Origin of the sequence: Streptomyces sp. NPDC046915 (genome assembly GCF_040644935.1) — a bacterium.
In the GTDB taxonomy this organism is placed as follows: domain Bacteria; phylum Actinomycetota; class Actinomycetes; order Streptomycetales; family Streptomycetaceae; genus Streptomyces.
Window position 1 is genome coordinate 574,096 of the sequence record NZ_JBEYXB010000003.1, and the last position, 16,318, is coordinate 590,413.

Annotated in this window: 15 protein-coding genes; 8 read left to right on the plus strand and 7 right to left on the minus strand. The window is 71.4% G+C overall.

Going from position 1 to position 16,318, the window contains the following annotated elements; genetic code table 11:
• Window positions 1-17 precede the first annotated feature (17 nt).
• From ABZ915_RS10810 to ABZ915_RS10830, 5 genes are all read left to right on the plus strand, one after another.
• A complete protein-coding gene (locus tag ABZ915_RS10810) occupies window positions 18-758 on the plus strand; it encodes a response regulator transcription factor (protein ID WP_055710393.1) in 741 nt (246 codons plus the stop codon).
• Window positions 755-2,407, plus strand: a complete 1,653-nt coding sequence (locus tag ABZ915_RS10815) for a HAMP domain-containing sensor histidine kinase (protein ID WP_361799151.1) — start codon at window positions 755-757, stop codon at window positions 2,405-2,407. Before ABZ915_RS10810 ends, ABZ915_RS10815 begins: the two co-directional genes overlap by 4 nt.
• 14 nt (window positions 2,408-2,421) lie before the next feature.
• The gene (locus tag ABZ915_RS10820; RefSeq protein ID WP_361799154.1) at window positions 2,422-3,912 is read left to right on the plus strand and encodes a bifunctional glycosyltransferase family 2/GtrA family protein; all 1,491 of its coding nucleotides are present in this window, start codon (window positions 2,422-2,424) and stop codon (window positions 3,910-3,912) included.
• Window positions 3,909-6,227 (plus strand): glycosyltransferase family 39 protein, encoded by a 2,319-nt coding sequence (locus ABZ915_RS10825; protein WP_361799157.1) that lies wholly within the window; start codon window positions 3,909-3,911, stop codon window positions 6,225-6,227. Before ABZ915_RS10820 ends, ABZ915_RS10825 begins: the two co-directional genes overlap by 4 nt.
• 151 nt (window positions 6,228-6,378) lie before the next feature.
• On the plus strand, window positions 6,379-7,140 hold the full coding sequence (locus ABZ915_RS10830) for a TetR/AcrR family transcriptional regulator (protein WP_361799160.1): 762 nt from the start codon (window positions 6,379-6,381) through the stop codon (window positions 7,138-7,140).
• 23 nt (window positions 7,141-7,163) lie between these two features.
• On the opposite strand, the gene ABZ915_RS10835 is transcribed toward ABZ915_RS10830, so the two are convergent.
• Window positions 7,164-7,634 (minus strand): PPOX class F420-dependent oxidoreductase, encoded by a 471-nt coding sequence (locus tag ABZ915_RS10835; RefSeq protein ID WP_361799163.1) that lies wholly within the window; start codon window positions 7,632-7,634, stop codon window positions 7,164-7,166.
• A gap of 30 nt (window positions 7,635-7,664) precedes the next feature.
• Entirely contained in the window at window positions 7,665-8,027 is a 363-nt protein-coding gene (locus ABZ915_RS10840; RefSeq protein ID WP_361799166.1) for an STAS domain-containing protein, read from the minus strand.
• Between the two features lie 232 nt (window positions 8,028-8,259).
• Between ABZ915_RS10840 and ABZ915_RS10845 the strand changes: the two genes are divergently transcribed.
• Window positions 8,260-8,979, plus strand: coding sequence for an ANTAR domain-containing protein (locus ABZ915_RS10845; protein WP_361799516.1), 720 nt, complete (start codon window positions 8,260-8,262; stop codon window positions 8,977-8,979).
• Window positions 8,980-9,009: 30 nt separating this feature from the next.
• The gene (locus ABZ915_RS10850) at window positions 9,010-9,777 is read left to right on the plus strand and encodes a GAF and ANTAR domain-containing protein (protein WP_361799169.1); all 768 of its coding nucleotides are present in this window, start codon (window positions 9,010-9,012) and stop codon (window positions 9,775-9,777) included.
• A 284-nt stretch (window positions 9,778-10,061) separates the two neighbouring features.
• Here ABZ915_RS10850 and ABZ915_RS10855 read toward each other — a convergent pair whose 3' ends face one another.
• From ABZ915_RS10855 to ABZ915_RS10865, 3 genes are all read right to left on the minus strand, one after another.
• Window positions 10,062-10,883: a YceI family protein gene (locus tag ABZ915_RS10855; RefSeq protein ID WP_361799172.1), complete on the minus strand. Its 822-nt coding sequence runs from the start codon at window positions 10,881-10,883 to the stop codon at window positions 10,062-10,064.
• Window positions 10,884-10,992: 109 nt separating this feature from the next.
• Window positions 10,993-13,548: an MFS transporter gene (locus tag ABZ915_RS10860; protein WP_361799175.1), complete on the minus strand. Its 2,556-nt coding sequence runs from the start codon at window positions 13,546-13,548 to the stop codon at window positions 10,993-10,995.
• Window positions 13,549-13,568: 20 nt separating this feature from the next.
• Window positions 13,569-14,072 carry a MarR family transcriptional regulator gene (locus ABZ915_RS10865; protein ID WP_361799178.1) on the minus strand — a complete coding sequence of 168 codons (504 nt, stop codon included), beginning with the start codon at window positions 14,070-14,072 and terminating at the stop codon, window positions 13,569-13,571.
• Window positions 14,073-14,277: 205 nt separating this feature from the next.
• On the opposite strand from ABZ915_RS10865, the gene ABZ915_RS10870 reads away from it, so the two are divergent.
• On the plus strand, window positions 14,278-14,475 hold the full coding sequence (locus tag ABZ915_RS10870; RefSeq protein ID WP_361799181.1) for a hypothetical protein: 198 nt from the start codon (window positions 14,278-14,280) through the stop codon (window positions 14,473-14,475).
• An 81-nt stretch (window positions 14,476-14,556) separates the two neighbouring features.
• Here the strand turns inward: ABZ915_RS10870 and ABZ915_RS10875 are convergent, their stop codons facing one another.
• Window positions 14,557-15,237: a hypothetical protein gene (locus ABZ915_RS10875; RefSeq protein WP_361799184.1), complete on the minus strand. Its 681-nt coding sequence runs from the start codon at window positions 15,235-15,237 to the stop codon at window positions 14,557-14,559.
• A gap of 98 nt (window positions 15,238-15,335) precedes the next feature.
• Window positions 15,336-16,259, minus strand: coding sequence for an RNA polymerase sigma factor SigF (locus ABZ915_RS10880; protein WP_361799188.1), 924 nt, complete (start codon window positions 16,257-16,259; stop codon window positions 15,336-15,338).
• Window positions 16,260-16,318: the final 59 nt, after the last annotated feature.

The window sequence follows — 16,318 nt, forward strand, 5'->3', positions numbered from 1 at the left end:
CCGACAAGGTGTCCACCATGACCACGACCTCGCCCCAGGGGCGCACCGAACTGCTGAGGCCGGACGGGAGCCCCGTCCGAGTGCTTGTGGTGGACGACGAACTGTCGATCACCGAACTCCTGTCCATGGCCCTTCGCTACGAGGGCTGGCAGATCAGGAGTGCGGGTGACGGGCAGGGGGCCGTCCAGACGGCCCGCGAGTTCCGGCCCGACGCCGTCGTCCTGGACATGATGCTCCCCGACATGGACGGGCTGACCGTCCTCGGCCGGCTGCGGCGCGAACTGCCCGACGTGCCGGTGCTGTTCCTGACCGCCAAGGACGCGGTCGAGGACCGTATCGCCGGGCTCACCGCCGGGGGCGACGACTACGTCACCAAGCCGTTCAGCCTCGAAGAGGTCGTGGCCCGGCTGCGCGGGCTCATCCGACGGTCCGGTGCGGCCGACCGGCGGTCCGACTCCGTGCTGGTCGTCGGCGATCTGACCCTCGACGAGGACAGCCATGAGGTGTCGCGGGCCGGGGAGTCCATACACCTCACCGCCACCGAGTTCGAACTCCTGCGCTTCCTCATGCGTAATCCGAGGCGTGTACTCAGCAAGGCACAGATCCTCGACCGCGTGTGGTCCTACGACTTCGGCGGTCAGGCCAACGTCGTCGAGCTCTACATCTCGTACCTGCGGCGCAAGATCGACGCGGGGCGTGAGCCGATGATCCACACCCGGCGTGGGGCCGGTTATCTGATCAAGCCCGCCGCGTCATGAGCGGGCGACGACGGCCGCGTGCGCAGAGGCGAGCAGGTAAGCCGCGTACCCTGCGGACGCGGCTCGTCGTCTCGACGGTGACGCTGATCGCGGTGGTGTGCGCGGTGATCGGCACGGTGACGACCGTCGCGCTGAAGCAGCACCTTTACAACCAGCTGGACGAAAAGGTCCGCGACACGGCCATGCGTGCCGGGGGCGGCCATATGCTGCCGAAAGACCCGAACGCGACGAATCCCGCGGCCCCTGGGGACCCGGGCGCCCCGCAGAACGCCGACCTCTCGCCGAGCGCCAAGGTGAACAAGCTCGTCACCAGCGGTCCCGTGCAGGACAAGACCATCGCCGCCTACGTCAAGAACGGCAAGGTCACCAACGCGGCCGTCGCCAAGCGGAAGAACGACGACAACGGCTCCTTCCAGAAGATGAACGCCGGCTCCCTCGACGCGGCGCAGATGGCGGCCATCAACACGGTGCCGAAGGACCAGAAGCCGCACTCCGTGGACATCCCCGGCCTGGAGCAGTACCGAGTCGAATACATCGAGAGCCGCGACAGCAGCGACGCCTACTACGTCGCCCTGCCGACGGCGGATGTCGACGGCACCGTCAACACCCTGATCCTCGTCGAGATCAGCATCACCGCCGCCGGTCTCGCCGCCGCTGTCATGGCGGGCTACGTCCTCGTGGGCCTGGCCACCCGCCCCCTCCGCAAGGTCGCCGCCACCGCCACCCGGGTCTCCGAACTCCCCCTGCACACCGGCGAGGTGAACCTCAGCGAGCGGGTGCCCGAGTCCGAGACCGACCCGCACACCGAGGTCGGCCAGGTCGGCGCCGCGCTCAACCGCATGCTCAACCATGTGCACGGCGCGCTGCACGCCCGCCAGCAGAGCGAGATGCGGGTACGGCAGTTCGTCGCCGACGCCAGCCATGAGCTGAGGACGCCGCTCGCCTCCATCCGCGGGTACGCCGAGCTCACGAGACGTGGACGCGAGCAGGTCGGGCCCGACACCCGGCACGCGCTCGGGCGTATCGAGTCCGAGGCGGGACGGATGACCCTCCTCGTCGAGGATCTCCTGCTCCTCGCCCGGCTCGACGCCGGACGGCCCCTTCAGTTCGAGCAGACCGACCTGATCCCCCTGGTCGTCGACACGATCAGCGACGCCCGCGCGGCCGGCATGGACCACAACTGGCGGCTCGACCTGCCCGACGAACCGGCGCTGGTGTCGGCGGACGCGGCGCGGATCCAGCAGGTGCTGGTCAATCTGCTGGGCAACGCCCGTAAGCACACCCCGTCCGGTACGACCATCATCGCGCGCGTGCAGCGGCGCGGCCCGTGGATGTGCGTGGACGTCGAGGACAACGGCCAGGGCATCCAGCCCGACCTGCTGCCGCACGTCTTCGAGCGGTTCGCGCGAGGCGACGCGGCGCGGTCCAGGGCGACCGGCTCGACCGGTCTGGGGCTCGCCATCGTCCAGGCGGTCGCGACCGCGCACGGCGGTGCCGTGACCGTGGACAGCGTGCCGGGGCGGACCGTGTTCACCGTGCACCTGACCGCACTGGGCCCGGCCGTGCCGCGGCCGGCGCCCGAAACGGACTGGCAATCGCACTCACAGGCACAGCACAGTGCCACCACATGGGTGCAACAGGGCGCTTGACCAGAGTCGTTCTCATGCGAACCGACTCTTCTCCCGGCACCCTGCCGGCGCGGGAGCACCTCCCGGCCGGCGACGCCGGTACGCCTGTCCTGGACGTAGTGATCCCCGTCTACAACGAGGAGAAGGACCTCCAGCCATGCGTGCTCAGACTGCATGAGCACCTCACGCGCACCTTCCCGTACGCGTTCCGCGTCACGATCGCGGACAACGCGTCCACGGACACCACCCCCCAGGTGGCGGCGCGGTTGGCGGCGGAGATCCCGGAGGTCACCAACTTCCGCCTGGAGCAGAAGGGCCGGGGCCGCGCCCTGCGGACCGTGTGGTCCGCGTCGGACGCCCCGATCCTCGCCTACATGGACGTCGACCTGTCCACCGACCTCAACGCGCTGCTGCCGCTGGTGGCACCGCTGATCTCGGGCCACTCCGACCTGGCGATCGGTTCCCGGCTGGCCCGCTCCTCGCGGGTGGTGCGCGGTCCCAAGCGGGAGTTCATCAGCCGCGCCTACAACCTCATCCTGCGCGGCTCGCTCCAGGCCCGCTTCTCGGACGCGCAGTGCGGGTTCAAGGCGATCCGGCGTGATGTGGCGCAGGTGCTGCTGCCGCTCGTCGAGGACACCGGCTGGTTCTTCGACACCGAGATGCTGGTGCTGGCGGAGCGCGCGGGCCTCAGGATCCACGAGGTGCCGGTCGACTGGGTCGACGACCCGAACTCGACCGTGCACATCGTGAAGACGGCGACCGACGACCTCAAGGGTGTGTGGCGGGTGGGCAAGGCCCTGGCCACCGGTTCGCTGCCACTGGACCGGGTCGCACGGCCGTTCGGCGACGACCCCCGCGACCGTGAGATCCAGGACGTACCGAAGGGGCTGGCCCGCCAGCTGGTCGGGTTCTGCGTGGTCGGCGGTCTGTCCACCCTCTTCTACCTGGTCCTGTACAGCGTCTGCCGGCAGTTCTCCGGCTCGCAGACGGCCAACGCGCTGGCGCTGCTGGTCTCGGCCGTGGCGAACACGGCGGCCAACCGGCGGCTGACCTTCGGGGTGCGCGGCCGGGGCGGGGCCGTCCGGCACCAGGCGCAGGGCCTGGTCGTCTTCGGTATCGGTCTCGCGCTGACCAGCGGCTCGCTCGCCGCCCTGAACGCGGCCACCTCCGACCCCGCGCACTCCACCGAGCTGGCGGTGCTGATAGCCGCCAACCTCGCGGCGACGGTGCTGCGCTTCCTGCTCTTCCGCGCGTGGGTGTTCCCGGACCGCGGCGACGCCGACCAGGAGTCCACGGTCGTGGCCGCGCACCACCCGTCCTCGCCGGCCTACAGCACGGTCATCCCGCAGCAGACCGGCCCGTACGCGCCGCTGCCGCAGCGCCCGACGGCGCACCAGACCCGCACCACGTACGACACGACGAACCAGTTCCGCGCCGGTGAAGCCGCGGACGGCACCTGGAGGGACGCGACGATGCAGCTTCAGCCGGTCCGTCCCCACGACACCGATCCGAGGGACGCCCGATGACCACCCACCCCGACCAGACGACCTATCCGGGGAGCACGGGTCCCTCCGGCTGGGGCCCGTCCCCGGCCACTCCGCACACGCAGCAGCCGCAGCAGCCGCCCGCGGCACCGGCGCCCGGTTCGGGTGAGCCGCAGCAGCCCTTCGTACGGAGACTGTGGCGCGGCCGGCCCGAGGACCCGCGCTGGGTGCGCCCGGCCTTCCTCGGCCTGCTGGCCGCGACCTTCCTGCTGTACCTGTACAACCTGAGCGCCTCCGGCTACGCCAACTCCTTCTACTCGGCGGCTGTGCAGGCGGGCAGCAGGTCCTGGAAGGCGTTCTTCTTCGGTTCGCTGGACGCGGGCAACGCCATCACCGTCGACAAGCCGCCGGCCTCGCTGTGGCCGATGGCGCTGTCGGTCAGGATCTTCGGCCTCGACTCGTGGGCGATCCTGGTCCCCGAGGTCATCATGGGCGTCCTGACGGTCGCCGTGGTGTACGCGGGCGTGCGTCGCCGGTTCAGCCCGGTGGCCGGTCTGGTCGCGGGTGCGGTGCTCGCGCTCACCCCGGTCGCGGCGCTGATGTTCCGGTTCAACAACCCGGACGCGATGCTGGCGCTGCTGATGGCCCTCGCCTGCTACCTGGTGGTCCGGGCCCTCGAGGACGGCCGTACGAAGTGGCTGGTCTGGGCGGGTGTGGCGATCGGCTTCGCGTTCCTCGCCAAGACACTTCAGGCCTTCCTGATCCTGCCGCCGCTGGCGATCGTGTACGCGGTGTGCGCGCCGGTGTCGCTGCGGAAGCGGTTCGGGCAGCTGGCCGCGGCGACGCTCGCGCTGGTCGTCTCCGGCGGCTGGTGGGTCGCGATCGTCGAGCTGTGGCCCGCCTCCTCCCGCCCGTACATCGGAGGCTCGCAGAACAACTCCTTCCTGGAGCTGACCTTCGGCTACAACGGCCTCGGCCGGCTCAACGGCGACGAGACCGGCAGCGTCGGCGGCGGTGGTGGCGGTGGCGGTGGCAACAGCGGTCAGTGGGGTGAGACCGGCTGGGACCGGATGTTCAACTCCGAGATCGGCGGCCAGATCTCCTGGCTGCTGCCGGCCGCGCTGATCCTGCTCGTCGCGGGCCTGGTGGCCACCCGGAGGCTGAAGCGGACGTCCGTCACGCGTGGTTCGTTCCTGGTGTGGGGCGGCTCGCTGCTGATCACCATGGTGGTCTTCAGCTACATGGCGGGCATCTTCCACCAGTACTACACGGTGGCCCTCGCCCCCTACATCGCGGCCGTGATCGGCATGGGCGTGGGGCTGCTGTGGGAGAAGCGGCAGGAGATGTGGGCGTCGATCACCCTCGCCGCCGCCGTGGTCGCTGCCGCGGCCTGGGGCTACGTACTGCTCAACCGCACCTCCGACTACCTGCCCTGGCTGAAGTGGCTGGTGCTGATCGGCGGCCTGGCCGCCGCGCTCGGCCTGGTCTTCGCGGGCCGGGTGAGCCGCCGGCTCGCGCTCGGGGCGGCGGCGGTGGGCCTGGTGGCCGCGCTGGCGGGTCCGACCGCGTACACGCTGAGCACCCTTCAGGAGGGCCACACCGGTTCCATCGTCACGGCGGGCCCGGCGGGCGCGAGCATGATGGGCGGCGGCCGTGGCGGTCCCGGCGGCGGAGGCGGTGGCGGTATGCGCGGCGGCTTCGGCGGCGGCATGCCCGGCCAGAACCAGCAGAACCAGCAGGGACAGCAGGGACAGCAGGGGCAGCAGGGGCAGCAGGGGCAGCAGGGGCAGCAGAACGGCAACGGGAACACCCAGGGTCAGGCCCCGGGCGGCCAGGGCAACGGCACCGGTGGTTTCCCCGGCGGCGGTATGCCGGGCCAGAACCAGCAGAACGGCGGCGGCACCACGCAGAACCAGCAGAACGGCGGCGGTTTTCCCGGCGGCGGCCAGATGGGCGAGGGCGGCGGAATGGGCGGCGCCGGTGGCGTCGGCGGTCTGCTGAACGGTGCCAGCGTCAGCTCCGCGGCCAAGAAGCTGCTCGAGACGGACGCCGGCAAGTACACCTGGGTCGCCGCGTCCATCGGCTCCCAGAACGCCGCGAGCTACCAGCTGGCCACCGGTGACCCGGTGATGGCGATCGGCGGCTTCAACGGCACCGACCCGTCGCCGACGCTGGCCCAGTTCAAGAAGTACGTGGCGGAGGGCAGGATCCACTACTTCATCTCCGGCGGCGGCATGGGCGGCAGCGGCAACAGCGGTACGTCGTCGCAGATCACCTCCTGGGTGCAGAGCAACTTCAAGAAGGTGACGGCCGGTTCGGCCACGTTCTACGACCTCACGCGGAAGACCGGCAGCTGACGGCAGCCACGACGGCCGGCCACGGAGACCGGTACGCGGAAAGAGGCGGCGACCGGGAGGTCGCCGCCTCTCTCGTGGTCGGTCAGGTCCTGCCGTCGCGGGCCTAGCATCGTGAGAAGTGGCCCCGAATGGTTTTCTGGAAGGTGCGCCGATGGTGAAGGCCGGCGAACGTTCGGCGCGGTCCAGTGTCTGGCTGGAAGGGAAGGCACGCCGGGGCGGGCGCGGCGGTGGGCAGCCGTCCGGGCTGGACCGGGAGCGGATCACCGAGGTGACCGTGCGGCTGCTGGACGCGGAGGGGCTGGCCAGGTTCTCGATGCGGCGGCTGGCCGCCGAGCTGAACGTCACCGCGATGTCCGTGTACTGGTACGTCGACACCAAGGACGACCTGCTCGAACTGGCCCTGGACGCGGCCTTCGGCGAACTGCGGCTGCCCGATGCGGGGGACGGCGGCCAGGAGTGGCGCGAGCAGGTGCGGGCGCTGGCCACCGAGTACCGGCACCTGCTGGTGCGCCATCCCTGGCTGTCCCCGCTCGCCGGGCGCTACCTGAACATCGGCCCCAACTCGCTCGCCTTCTCGCGTGTGGTGCAGCGGGTCATACGGCGCACCGGGCTGCCGACGCACCGGGTGACGGGGGCGATCTCGGCCGTCGTCCGGTTCGTCTACGGCTACGGCACGATCGAGGGCCACTTCCTCGCCCGGGTCGCGGACGCCGGGGTGAGCCCCGACGACTACTTCCGGCAGGCCATGAGCGCGGTCTCCGAGGCCCCCGAGACCGCGGCCGTCATCCAGGAGTCCAAGGAGATCATTGCGGCCCGCGGCGGCGACACGGTCGCGGAGATGATGGACCGCGACTTCACCTTCGCCCTCGACCTACTGGTGGCCGGCATCGAGGCGATGGTGGCCCGCGGCTGACCGATACCGCCGGGCGACCCGGGCTACTCCCCGGCCACCAGCCGCGCCGGGAAGCCCCCGGTGGCCACCGGGCCCCAGCGTTCGGGGGTGATGCGGATGATGGACTTGCCCTGCTTGAGCATGGCCTGGCGGTACTCGGCCCAGTCCGGGTGTTCGCCGGCGATGTTGCGGTAGTACTCGACCAGGGGCTCGACGGAGTCGGGGGTGTCGACGACCTCGGCGGTGCCGTCGATCTGGACCCACGGACCGTTCCAGTCGTCGCTGAGCACGATGAGGCTGACGCGCGGGTCCCGCTTGGCGTTGCGGGTCTTGGCGCGTTCGGGGTACGTGGAGACCACGATCCGGCCCGAGTCGTCGACCCCGCAGGTCAGCGGCGACCCCTGGGGACCGCCGTCGGCCCGCCGGGTCAGCAGGATGGCGTGGTGGCGGGGGCGGACGAAGTCCAGCAACCCGTCGAGGGACACGGCGGTGTTGGTCGCGATGTTCGGTGCCATGCGGCCCAGCGTAGGCCGTCGGCACCGCGATCACGGGTACCGGGCGGTAAGCGCATCCACCAGGTCGTCGTACACCGGGACGTCCCGTCGTACGCCGGTCAGTTCCAGGACGCGGCCGGGAAGCTCCCAGGGGTGGGCGACCACGCGTACCTCGGTGTGCGGGGGCAGCCGGCGGCGTATGTCGTGGATCAGGCGGGCGCCCTGCGAGTCGAGGAAGGCGGTACGGGTGAGATCCAGGACGAGCACGCGCAGCCGGTCGGCGCGGGAGTGGCTGACGGAGAGGACGTGGTCGAGCAGGACGTCCGCGTTGCTCAGGTCGATTTCCGGGGGGAGCGTGATCAGTGTGCGACCGGGCAGGCCGCGCGGGTCGCGGGGAGTCGGGAGGAGGGTCACGGCACTCACCTGACGGCAGGGGTCGTCCGCATTCCTGACGGAATGGAACCCGGCCGCTTCCTGACCCACGGCCCATTCCACCACGCCCCGTCCGGGCAGGGAAGCGTGCCGCCGCCGGACCGTCGGGCGAAGGTCACCTCGCCGCAACAGAGCAGCTAAAGTGCTGTACGTCCTGTGCTCGCAGTCGGGAATGTGCTGCGGAGCTCTCCTGCGCATGGCCGTATGGCCGTGCATGCCGAAGAGGTTCGTGGTGGCTGCGTCCGACTTTTCTGATGTGCCCGGTTTGCCGGTCGGCTTCGAGCTGGCCGAGGCGCTCACGGTGGCGGCGCAGCAGCTGCACGAGACCACCACCCCGCACGGCACCCTGCGCACCGCGGTCGACCTGGCGGTGCACCTGCTGCCCGGCGCCGAGCACGCCGGGATCTCCGAGATCCAGCGCGGCGAACTGCGCCGGACGATCGTCTGGACCGACGAGGTCGTGCGCACCGCCGAATCCCCGAACGGCGACGGAAGCGCCCGGCACTGGGAGCAGTTGTGGAACGCGCCGGTGGCGCGGATAGAGGACAGCGGGACCGACGGCGGCGGTGGTCTGCTGTCCGACCTGGGCCTGCGCTCGGTGCTCTCCCTGCGGTTGCGCGCCGACCGCCGCCGGCTCACCGTGCTGACCGCCTACTCCCGCAAGCCGCGCGCCTTCGACGAGGCCTCCACCCGGGTCGGCCGGCTGTTCACCGCCCATGTCAGCCTGGCCCTCCAGTCGGTGACCGTCCGCGAGCAGCTCACCGAGGCCATGCGCACCCGGGACCTGATCGGCCAGGCCACCGGCGTCCTCATGGAACGCCTGGACATCGACGCGGCGGAGGCCTTCGACAGCCTGGTCCGCACCTCCCAGCGCGAGAACATCAAGCTCCGCGATCTGGCCCGCCGCATCGTGGGCGGCACGGAAGGGGCTTGAGGGCGCCGGTCCCGGGACATCCGGTAGGGCATGAGCCCTGAGACCCCCGACACGCTTGACCGGGCGATGGCGCGCAGCGGTGGTCTCGACACGCTGCTGCGCGATCTGGCCGACCGGGCCGTGCACGAGGTGCCCGGCGCGGTGGCGTGCAGTGTGACCGTGCGCCGCGCCGACCGGCTGCTCACCCTGGCGGGCAGCGGCGGTATGCCCGGCGGGCTGGACCAGCGGCAGTACGAGAACGGCTCGGGCCCGTGCGTCGACGCGGCCTCCTCCGGGCAGGAGCGGTACGCGGCGGATCTGGCCCGGGAGACTCGCTGGCCTTCGTACCGGAAGTACGCGCTCTCCGTCGGCGTCCGCAGTGTGCTGGCGCTGCCGCTCGACGTCGAGGGGGAGACGGGTGCCGCCCTCAACCTCTACGCCGCCGAACTGGATGTGCTGGCCTCCTGCCGGGAGCAGGCCCGGCACTTCGCGGCGCGGGCCGCGGAGGCGGTCAACGTGGCCGTGCTCGTCGAGCGTGAGCACCAGTCCGCCGCCGATGTGCGTGTCGCCCTGCTCTCCCGCAGCGTCATCGACCAGGCCATCGGCATCCTGATGGCCCGTGAGCGCGTCGACGCCCAGAACGCCCTGGAGCGGCTGCGCCGCGCCTCACAGGACCGCAACGTCAAACTCCGCGACCTGTGCACCGACTTGGTCACCCGAGTCGGCGGCACCCCACCCCTCCCGACCGAGCACCGGCCCCCGCCCGACGGCGGCGGCCCGGCCGACGCGAGCCGCGGTTCGTCCAGGCCGGGTGGGTGAGCGGACGTCCGCGGCGGGTCCGTGTGCCGTCGTGCCGGGATCCGGTGGCCGGGCCGGTGGCGGCACCTCGTCGCCTTCGGCCGAGCGGTAGGGGTCCGGTCGGGGCGAGTCGTTGTCGGCCGAGCGGGGGCGGTCCGGTCGGCGCGAGTCGTGGGTCGTCGTGGCCGGGTGGGTGAGCGGGCGTCCACGGTGGGTCTGCGTCTTGTCTTGCCGGGATCCGGTGGCCGGGCCGGCACGAGACGTTGTCGGCCGAGCGCCGGCGGTCCGACGGGCGTGAGCCGGTTTCAGCCGAGCGGGAGGGTCTCGCCCTGGACCGCCTGGATGTCCAGTTCCACCTTGAGTGTGGTGCCGATGGCCGCGATGCCTGCCTGGAGGACCTGGTTGTAGTTCATCGCGAAGTCCTCGCGGTGGAGCTCCGCCGTCGCGCGGAAGGCGGCCCGGGTGCCGCCCCACGGGTCGGCGCCGGTGCCGAGGTAGGCGAGGTCGAGGTCGACCGGGCGGACGATGCCGTGCATCGCCAGTTCGCCCTGCACCGTCCAGCGGTCGGAGCCGGCCGCCGTCAGGCCCGTCGACCGGAAGATGATCTCGGGGTGCCGTTCGACGTCCAGGAAGTCCGCGGAGCGCAGGTGGGTGTCGCGCATGCCGTTGCCGGTGTCGATCGAGGCGGCCCGGATGACGGCCTCGACGCGGGACTTGGTGACGTCGTCGGGCGCGATCTCGATCGCCCCGGTGAAGTCCGTGAAGCGGCCGTGCACGCTGGAGATCCCCAGGTGCTGGGCGACGGCACCCACCGAGGAGTGCGCCGGGTCGACGGTCCACGGGCCGGGCGGGGGCAGCTCGGTGCCGCCCTGCCGGGCCAGCGTCACCGTCCCGACCTCGGCCCGCCCGCTGGCGGTGACGAGCGCGCTGGCGGCGGCGGGCGCGTACCCGACGGCCGTGACGATCACCGTGTACGCCCCCGGGGCCAGCTCCGTGGCGTCCCGGACCGCGCCCTCGGTGTCGGCCTCGGCGCGCAGCACCTGCGTGCCCGTCATGTCGGTCACCGTGACGACCGCGTGCGACACGGCCCATCCGTCCCGGGTGCGGATCCTCGCGGTCAGTCCCATCCCGTTGTCTCCCTGAAAAGCCTTGTGAGTTGCGCGTGGTCGCGGGGCATGAAACCGGCCCGTGGCGAGCGCGTCCTTGCGGGTGCGCCTGCCACGGGCCGGGGTCGGACTACTCGCCGGGGTGGGCGAGTTCGATGTCGTGGCCGTCGACTCCGGTGCCGGAGACCGTCAGGGCCGTGGCCACCGGCGGGTAGCCCGTCGCGATGACGGTGTACTCGCCGGTGTCCAGGTCGGCGAAGGCGTACGCCCCGTCCGTTCCGGTGGTGGCCGAGCCGACCACGTTGCCCGCCGCGTCCACCAGCGTCACGCGGGCGTCGGCCAGCGGACCGTGCGGGGCCCGTACGACACCCTGGAGCTGGGCGCCGGCGTCCAGGTCGACGTCGATCCGGGTGACGCCGGCGGCGCCGATCTCGACGGGCAGGGCGCGCGGCCGGAAGCCGGTGGCGTTGACCGCGACGGTCACCACGCCCGGCACCAGCTCGGCGAAGCCGAACTCGCCCTGCTCACCGGTGTTCCCGGTGGCCAGCAGGTCGCCGCGCACATCGGTGACGATCACCATGGCGTCCTTGACCGGCAGCGCGCTCCCGGCCGCCCGGACCACACCGTTCAGCCCGCTGGTGCCGCTGAGCAGGACGTCGTACGCCACCGGCTCCTCGCCCACCACCACGGTGGACGCCTGCGGCTGGTAGCCGTCGGCGGAGGCGATCAGGACGTACGATCCCGCGCCCGGCGCGTCCAGGGCGTAGGAGCCGTCGGCCTGCGCGACCGAGCGGCCCAGCTGGCGGCCGGCGAGGGAGATCAGGGTGATCGCGGCCTGCGGGACCGGGGCGCTCTCGGCGCCGCGGACGAAGCCGTGCAGCGGGGTGCCGCCGCCGCTGCCCGCGGCGGTGGGCTCGGCGACCGTGGCGACGGCCGCGAAGCGCTGCGTGCCCTCGGGCCCCGCCTCGGCGGCGGAGGTCGCGGCGGCCCAGCTGGGCACCCGCTCGTCGGCGGGCTCGGACACCACGGCCACGGGGGCCTGGGCCTCGGCGACGACCGGGGCGGCGGCCGGGTCCACGGCCGGGGCCGCGCCCTCGGCGGCCTGCGCCAGCGCACCCTTCGTCTTCAGCGGGACCTCCTTGATGAACAGCGTGATCAGGAAGGCGATGGCCGCCAGGCCTCCGGCGATGAAGAAGACGTCGGCGATGCCGTGGCCGTAGGCGCTCTCCAGCAGCGTCCGGATGGGCGCCGGCAGCTTGTCCATGTCCGGGATGGTGTCCGTGGAGCCCGAGCCGGCCATGGCGGCCTGGTACTTGGGGCTCAGGGCGGCGATGCCGTCCTGGACGTAGTGCGTGATCCGGTGCGACATCACCGCGCCGAGGGCGGAGACGCCGACCGCACCGCCCAGCGAGCGGAAGAAGGTGACCGTGGAGCTGGCCGAGCCGAGGTCGGACGGCGCCACCTGGTTCTGCGTGGCGAGCACCAGGTTCTGCATCATCATGCCGATGCCGAGACCCAGCAGGCCCATCCAGATGGCCATCTTCCAGTACTCGGTGTCGTAGCGGATGCTGCCCAGCATCAGCAGGCCGGCCGTCACCAGGACGCCACCGCTGACCAGCCACGCCTTCCAGCGGCCGGTGCGGGTGATGAACTGACCCGAGACGGTCGAGGAGATGAACAGACCGCCGATCATCGGGATGGTCATGACGCCGGACATCGTCGGGGACTTGTCGCGGGCCAGCTGGAAGTACTGGCTGAAGAACACCGTGCCGGTGAACATCGCGACACCGACGAACAGCGAGGCGAGCGACGCCAGCGTGATGGTGCTGTTCTTGAACAGGCGCAGCGGGATGATGGGCTCGCTCGCCTTGGACTCGACGAGGACGAACAGCGCGCCGAGGACGACCGAACCGCCGACCATCGCGTACGTCTGCCACGACACCCAGTCGTACTTGTCACCGGCGAAGGTGACCCAGAGGAGCAGCACGGAGACGGCGGCGGAGATCAGGAACGCGCCGCCCCAGTCGACCTTGACCTCGCGCTTGACCACGGGCAGGTGCAGGGTCTTCTGGAGCACGATCAGCGCGATGACCGCGAAGGGCACGCCGACGTAGAAGCACCAGCGCCAGCCCAGCCACGAGGTGTCGGTGATGACACCGCCGAGCAGCGGGCCGCCGACGGTGGCGACGGCGAAGGTGGCGCCGAGGTAGCCGGAGTAACGGCCGCGCTCACGCGGGGAGATCATCGCCGCCATGACGATCTGTGCCAGGGCGGAGAGACCGCCGACGCCGATGCCCTGCACAACGCGGCAGGCGATCAGCATGCCGGCGTTCTGCGACAGACCGGCGGCGGCCGAACCCAGGACGTAGATGACCAGGGCTATCTGGACGAGCGCCTTCTTGCTGTACAGGTCGGCGAGCTTGCCCCACAGGGGAGTGGCCGCGGTCATCGACAGCAGGGCCGCGGTGACCACCCAGGTGTAGGCGGACTGGCCGCCGCCGAGGTCGCCGATGATGTGCGGCAGGGCGTTGGAGACGATCGTGGACGACAGGATCGCCACGAACATGCCGAGCAGCAGCCCGGAGAGCGCCTCCATGATCTGCCGGTGTGTCATCGGGGCGTGGGCGTCCGCGCCTCCCCCGTGCTTGGCGTGAGCCCGCACACCGGCTGGTGTGGTCGTTGCCATGGGCTTCCTTTTCTTACGTCTTATGCGGGTGTACGGGTGGTCGTTTCGATTACGGGTGCGGTGGCCCCGGTGGGGGTGGCCCGGCTGTGGGTGGTCCGGCAGTCGCCGAAGCTCGCCCTGAGCCGCGTCATGAGCCGGATCAACTGGCCGACCTCGTCGTCGGACCAGTCGCTCAGCCGCTCGGCCAGCAGCTCGGTGCTGCGCCGGGACAGCTCGCAGACCTTGGCCTCGCCCGCCGGGGTGAGCCGCAGGATGCGCGAGCGCTTGTCCGCCGGGTCGGGTGCCCGTTCGATCCAGCCCCGCTCGGCGACATGCGTCACGTGCCGGCTGGTCACCGACATGTCCACGGAGAGCAGCTCGGCGAGCTTGCTCATGCGCATGTCCCCATGCCGGCTGAGCAGCGTCAGCACGCCGGCGGAACCGGCCGGGCAGTCGGACGGCAGGATCCGTCCCAGGTCCCGTTTCACGGCGCCGAAGGCGCTGAGCTGACGCGCCAGCTCCTCGAACTGCGCCTGCTGCGCCATCACACCTCCCGTATTCGTTGCTTGGGGCAACCATAGACTTGTTTGGTTGCTACAGGCAAACAAGTTCGGGGGTGACGGGACAAAAACTTGGTAAAGGCAAGTATTGCGAACGTAAATACGCAGGTGGGCTGGGCTCCAGGGTGCATGCCCACCCGCCCTGCCCCCCACTTGGGCCGCACTGCCGGATTCGCTAGTGTCTCGGGCCATGGCTAACACCCAGGGCCCCCAGGGCAACTACGACCCCGCCGGCAGCACCCAGATGTTCCGCGCGTTCGTCGACGAGGCCCCCCAGGGCCGGCAGCAGCAGGCGGTCGCCTCGTCCGGCCCCCGCATCGGTCTGATCGTCGGTGTCGTCGCGGCGATCGCGATCGTGGCGGCGGTCGCCTGGCTCGCGCTCATGTAACCGCTCCGACTACTTCCACCCCCCACTGCTTTCACTCCACTGCCTTCACTCCACTGCTTCCACCCCGCTGCTTCCACTTCGCTACTTCCACTTCACGTGCACGTCGCGCGTCTCGACGTGCATGCCCAGCGGCACTTGCCACGCGTCGACGCACACCGTCCAGGTGTGGTCCTTCCGCGCCCCGGCGCCGATCGGCGCCGGCAGGTCCTCGGTCGACTCGACCGTCGCCCAGTCGATGCCGAGCGCGTCGATGACGTGCGTGCCGAACGTCAGCGTGCCCGAACGCACCGCCGTGCCGCCGGAGTTGTGGAAGCTCATGGTCACGTCCTCGCACCACCGCTGCTCCGTGGCCTCCCGTGCGGGCGCGCCCCAGGTGAGGGCGGCGGGGAGGGGAGCCGGTGTGGGAGAGGGTGACTCCGACGTCGGAGACGGCGGCTCGGGAGTCGTACGACCGGGCTCAGGGGGCTCGGCGACCGCCGATGAGGCCGGGCCGGAGCTCCGGCCGGACGCGGTCCGTTCGGGACGGCCTGCCGTCGCCGCGCCGCCCGCCCGGGGAGCGTGGCTCTCCCGGTCGGCGGTCTCGCCGCCACTCCTCGTGGGGCCGTCCAGCGGCACCAGCGTCACCGCGTCCGTGGGGCCCGCCGCGGCAGCGCTCGGCGAGCCGCCCACCGGGCCGACCGCGGCGTAGCCCTCGCCGCCGCCGCTTCCGCACGCGGTCAGGGCCGCGCCCAGAAAGACGACGGCCGCCGACGCCGCCGTCACAACGGCGCATCGGCGGCCATGAGTCGAACCGGACCCTGTCGCTCCCGTCGCTCGAAGCATCGCGCCATACTGGCTGACGCCCCGTCAAATAGGAAGGGTCAGTCGGAGATGAGGCCGTCCCTGAGCTGAGCCAGGGTCCGGGTCAGCAGCCGGGAGACGTGCATCTGGGAGATGCCGACCTCCTCGCCGATCTGGGACTGGGTCATGTTGGCGAAGAAGCGCAGCATGATGATCCGCCGCTCCCGGGGCGGGAGCTTGGCCAGCAGCGGCTTCAGGGACTCCCGGTACTCCACGCCCTCCAGGGCGGTGTCCTCGTAGCCGAGCCGGTCGGCCAGGGAGCCCTCGCCGCCGTCGTCCTCGGGGGCGGGGGAGTCCAGCGAGGACGCCGTGTAGGCGTTGCCGACCGCCAGGCCGTCGACCACGTCCTCCTCGGAGACGCCCAGGACGGCGGCGAGTTCGGTCACCGTCGGGGAGCGGTCCAGCTTCTGGGAGAGCTCGTCGCTGGCCTTGGTGAGGGCCAGCCGCAGCTCCTGGAGGCGGCGCGGGACGCGGACCGACCAGGAGGTGTCGCGGAAGAACCGCTTGATCTCGCCGACGACCGTGGGCATCGCGAAGGTCGGGAACTCCACGCCCCGCTCGCAGTCGAAGCGGTCGATCGCCTTGATCAGGCCGATCGTGCCGACCTGGACGATGTCCTCCATCGGTTCGTTGCGGCTGCGGAAGCGGGCCGCCGCGTACCGGACGAGGGGGAGGTTGAGCTCGATCAGCGTGTCCCGGACGTAGGCACGCTCGGGGCTGTCCTCGTCGAGCGCGGCCAGCCGCAGGAACAGGGAGCGGGACAGGGTGCGGGTGTCGATGTCCGCCGAGGCCGGCAGGGCCGGGGCATCAGCGGCCGGAACGGCCGGGGTCGAAGCGGGCTCGAGGGGCGTGGCGTCGTCGAGGACGTCGAGCGCATCGAGCTCCTTGGGTGCTGCCTCGCTCAGCGGCGTGAGCACCTTCGAGCTGCCCTGTTCTGCGGACATGCCACCCCCTTTGGGTCGCGGGACGGTACGGCGGCGCTCCCACGAAGGAACGCAGCCCT

Coding starts and splice junctions, on each gene's coding strand:
- ABZ915_RS10855 (WP_361799172.1), bottom strand. CDS start 10,883: ATGGGACTGACCGCGAGGATCCGCACCCGGGACGGATGGGCCGTGTCG.
- ABZ915_RS10880 (WP_361799188.1), bottom strand. CDS start 16,259: ATGTCCGCAGAACAGGGCAGCTCGAAGGTGCTCACGCCGCTGAGCGAG.
- ABZ915_RS10815 (WP_361799151.1), top strand. CDS start 755: ATGAGCGGGCGACGACGGCCGCGTGCGCAGAGGCGAGCAGGTAAGCCG.
- ABZ915_RS10835 (WP_361799163.1), bottom strand. CDS start 7,634: ATGGCACCGAACATCGCGACCAACACCGCCGTGTCCCTCGACGGGTTG.
- ABZ915_RS10820 (WP_361799154.1), top strand. CDS start 2,422: ATGCGAACCGACTCTTCTCCCGGCACCCTGCCGGCGCGGGAGCACCTC.
- ABZ915_RS10870 (WP_361799181.1), top strand. CDS start 14,278: ATGGCTAACACCCAGGGCCCCCAGGGCAACTACGACCCCGCCGGCAGC.
- ABZ915_RS10860 (WP_361799175.1), bottom strand. CDS start 13,548: ATGGCAACGACCACACCAGCCGGTGTGCGGGCTCACGCCAAGCACGGG.
- ABZ915_RS10810 (WP_055710393.1), top strand. CDS start 18: ATGACCACGACCTCGCCCCAGGGGCGCACCGAACTGCTGAGGCCGGAC.
- ABZ915_RS10845 (WP_361799516.1), top strand. CDS start 8,260: ATGCCGAAGAGGTTCGTGGTGGCTGCGTCCGACTTTTCTGATGTGCCC.
- ABZ915_RS10825 (WP_361799157.1), top strand. CDS start 3,909: ATGACCACCCACCCCGACCAGACGACCTATCCGGGGAGCACGGGTCCC.
- ABZ915_RS10830 (WP_361799160.1), top strand. CDS start 6,379: ATGGTGAAGGCCGGCGAACGTTCGGCGCGGTCCAGTGTCTGGCTGGAA.
- ABZ915_RS10850 (WP_361799169.1), top strand. CDS start 9,010: ATGAGCCCTGAGACCCCCGACACGCTTGACCGGGCGATGGCGCGCAGC.
- ABZ915_RS10865 (WP_361799178.1), bottom strand. CDS start 14,072: ATGGCGCAGCAGGCGCAGTTCGAGGAGCTGGCGCGTCAGCTCAGCGCC.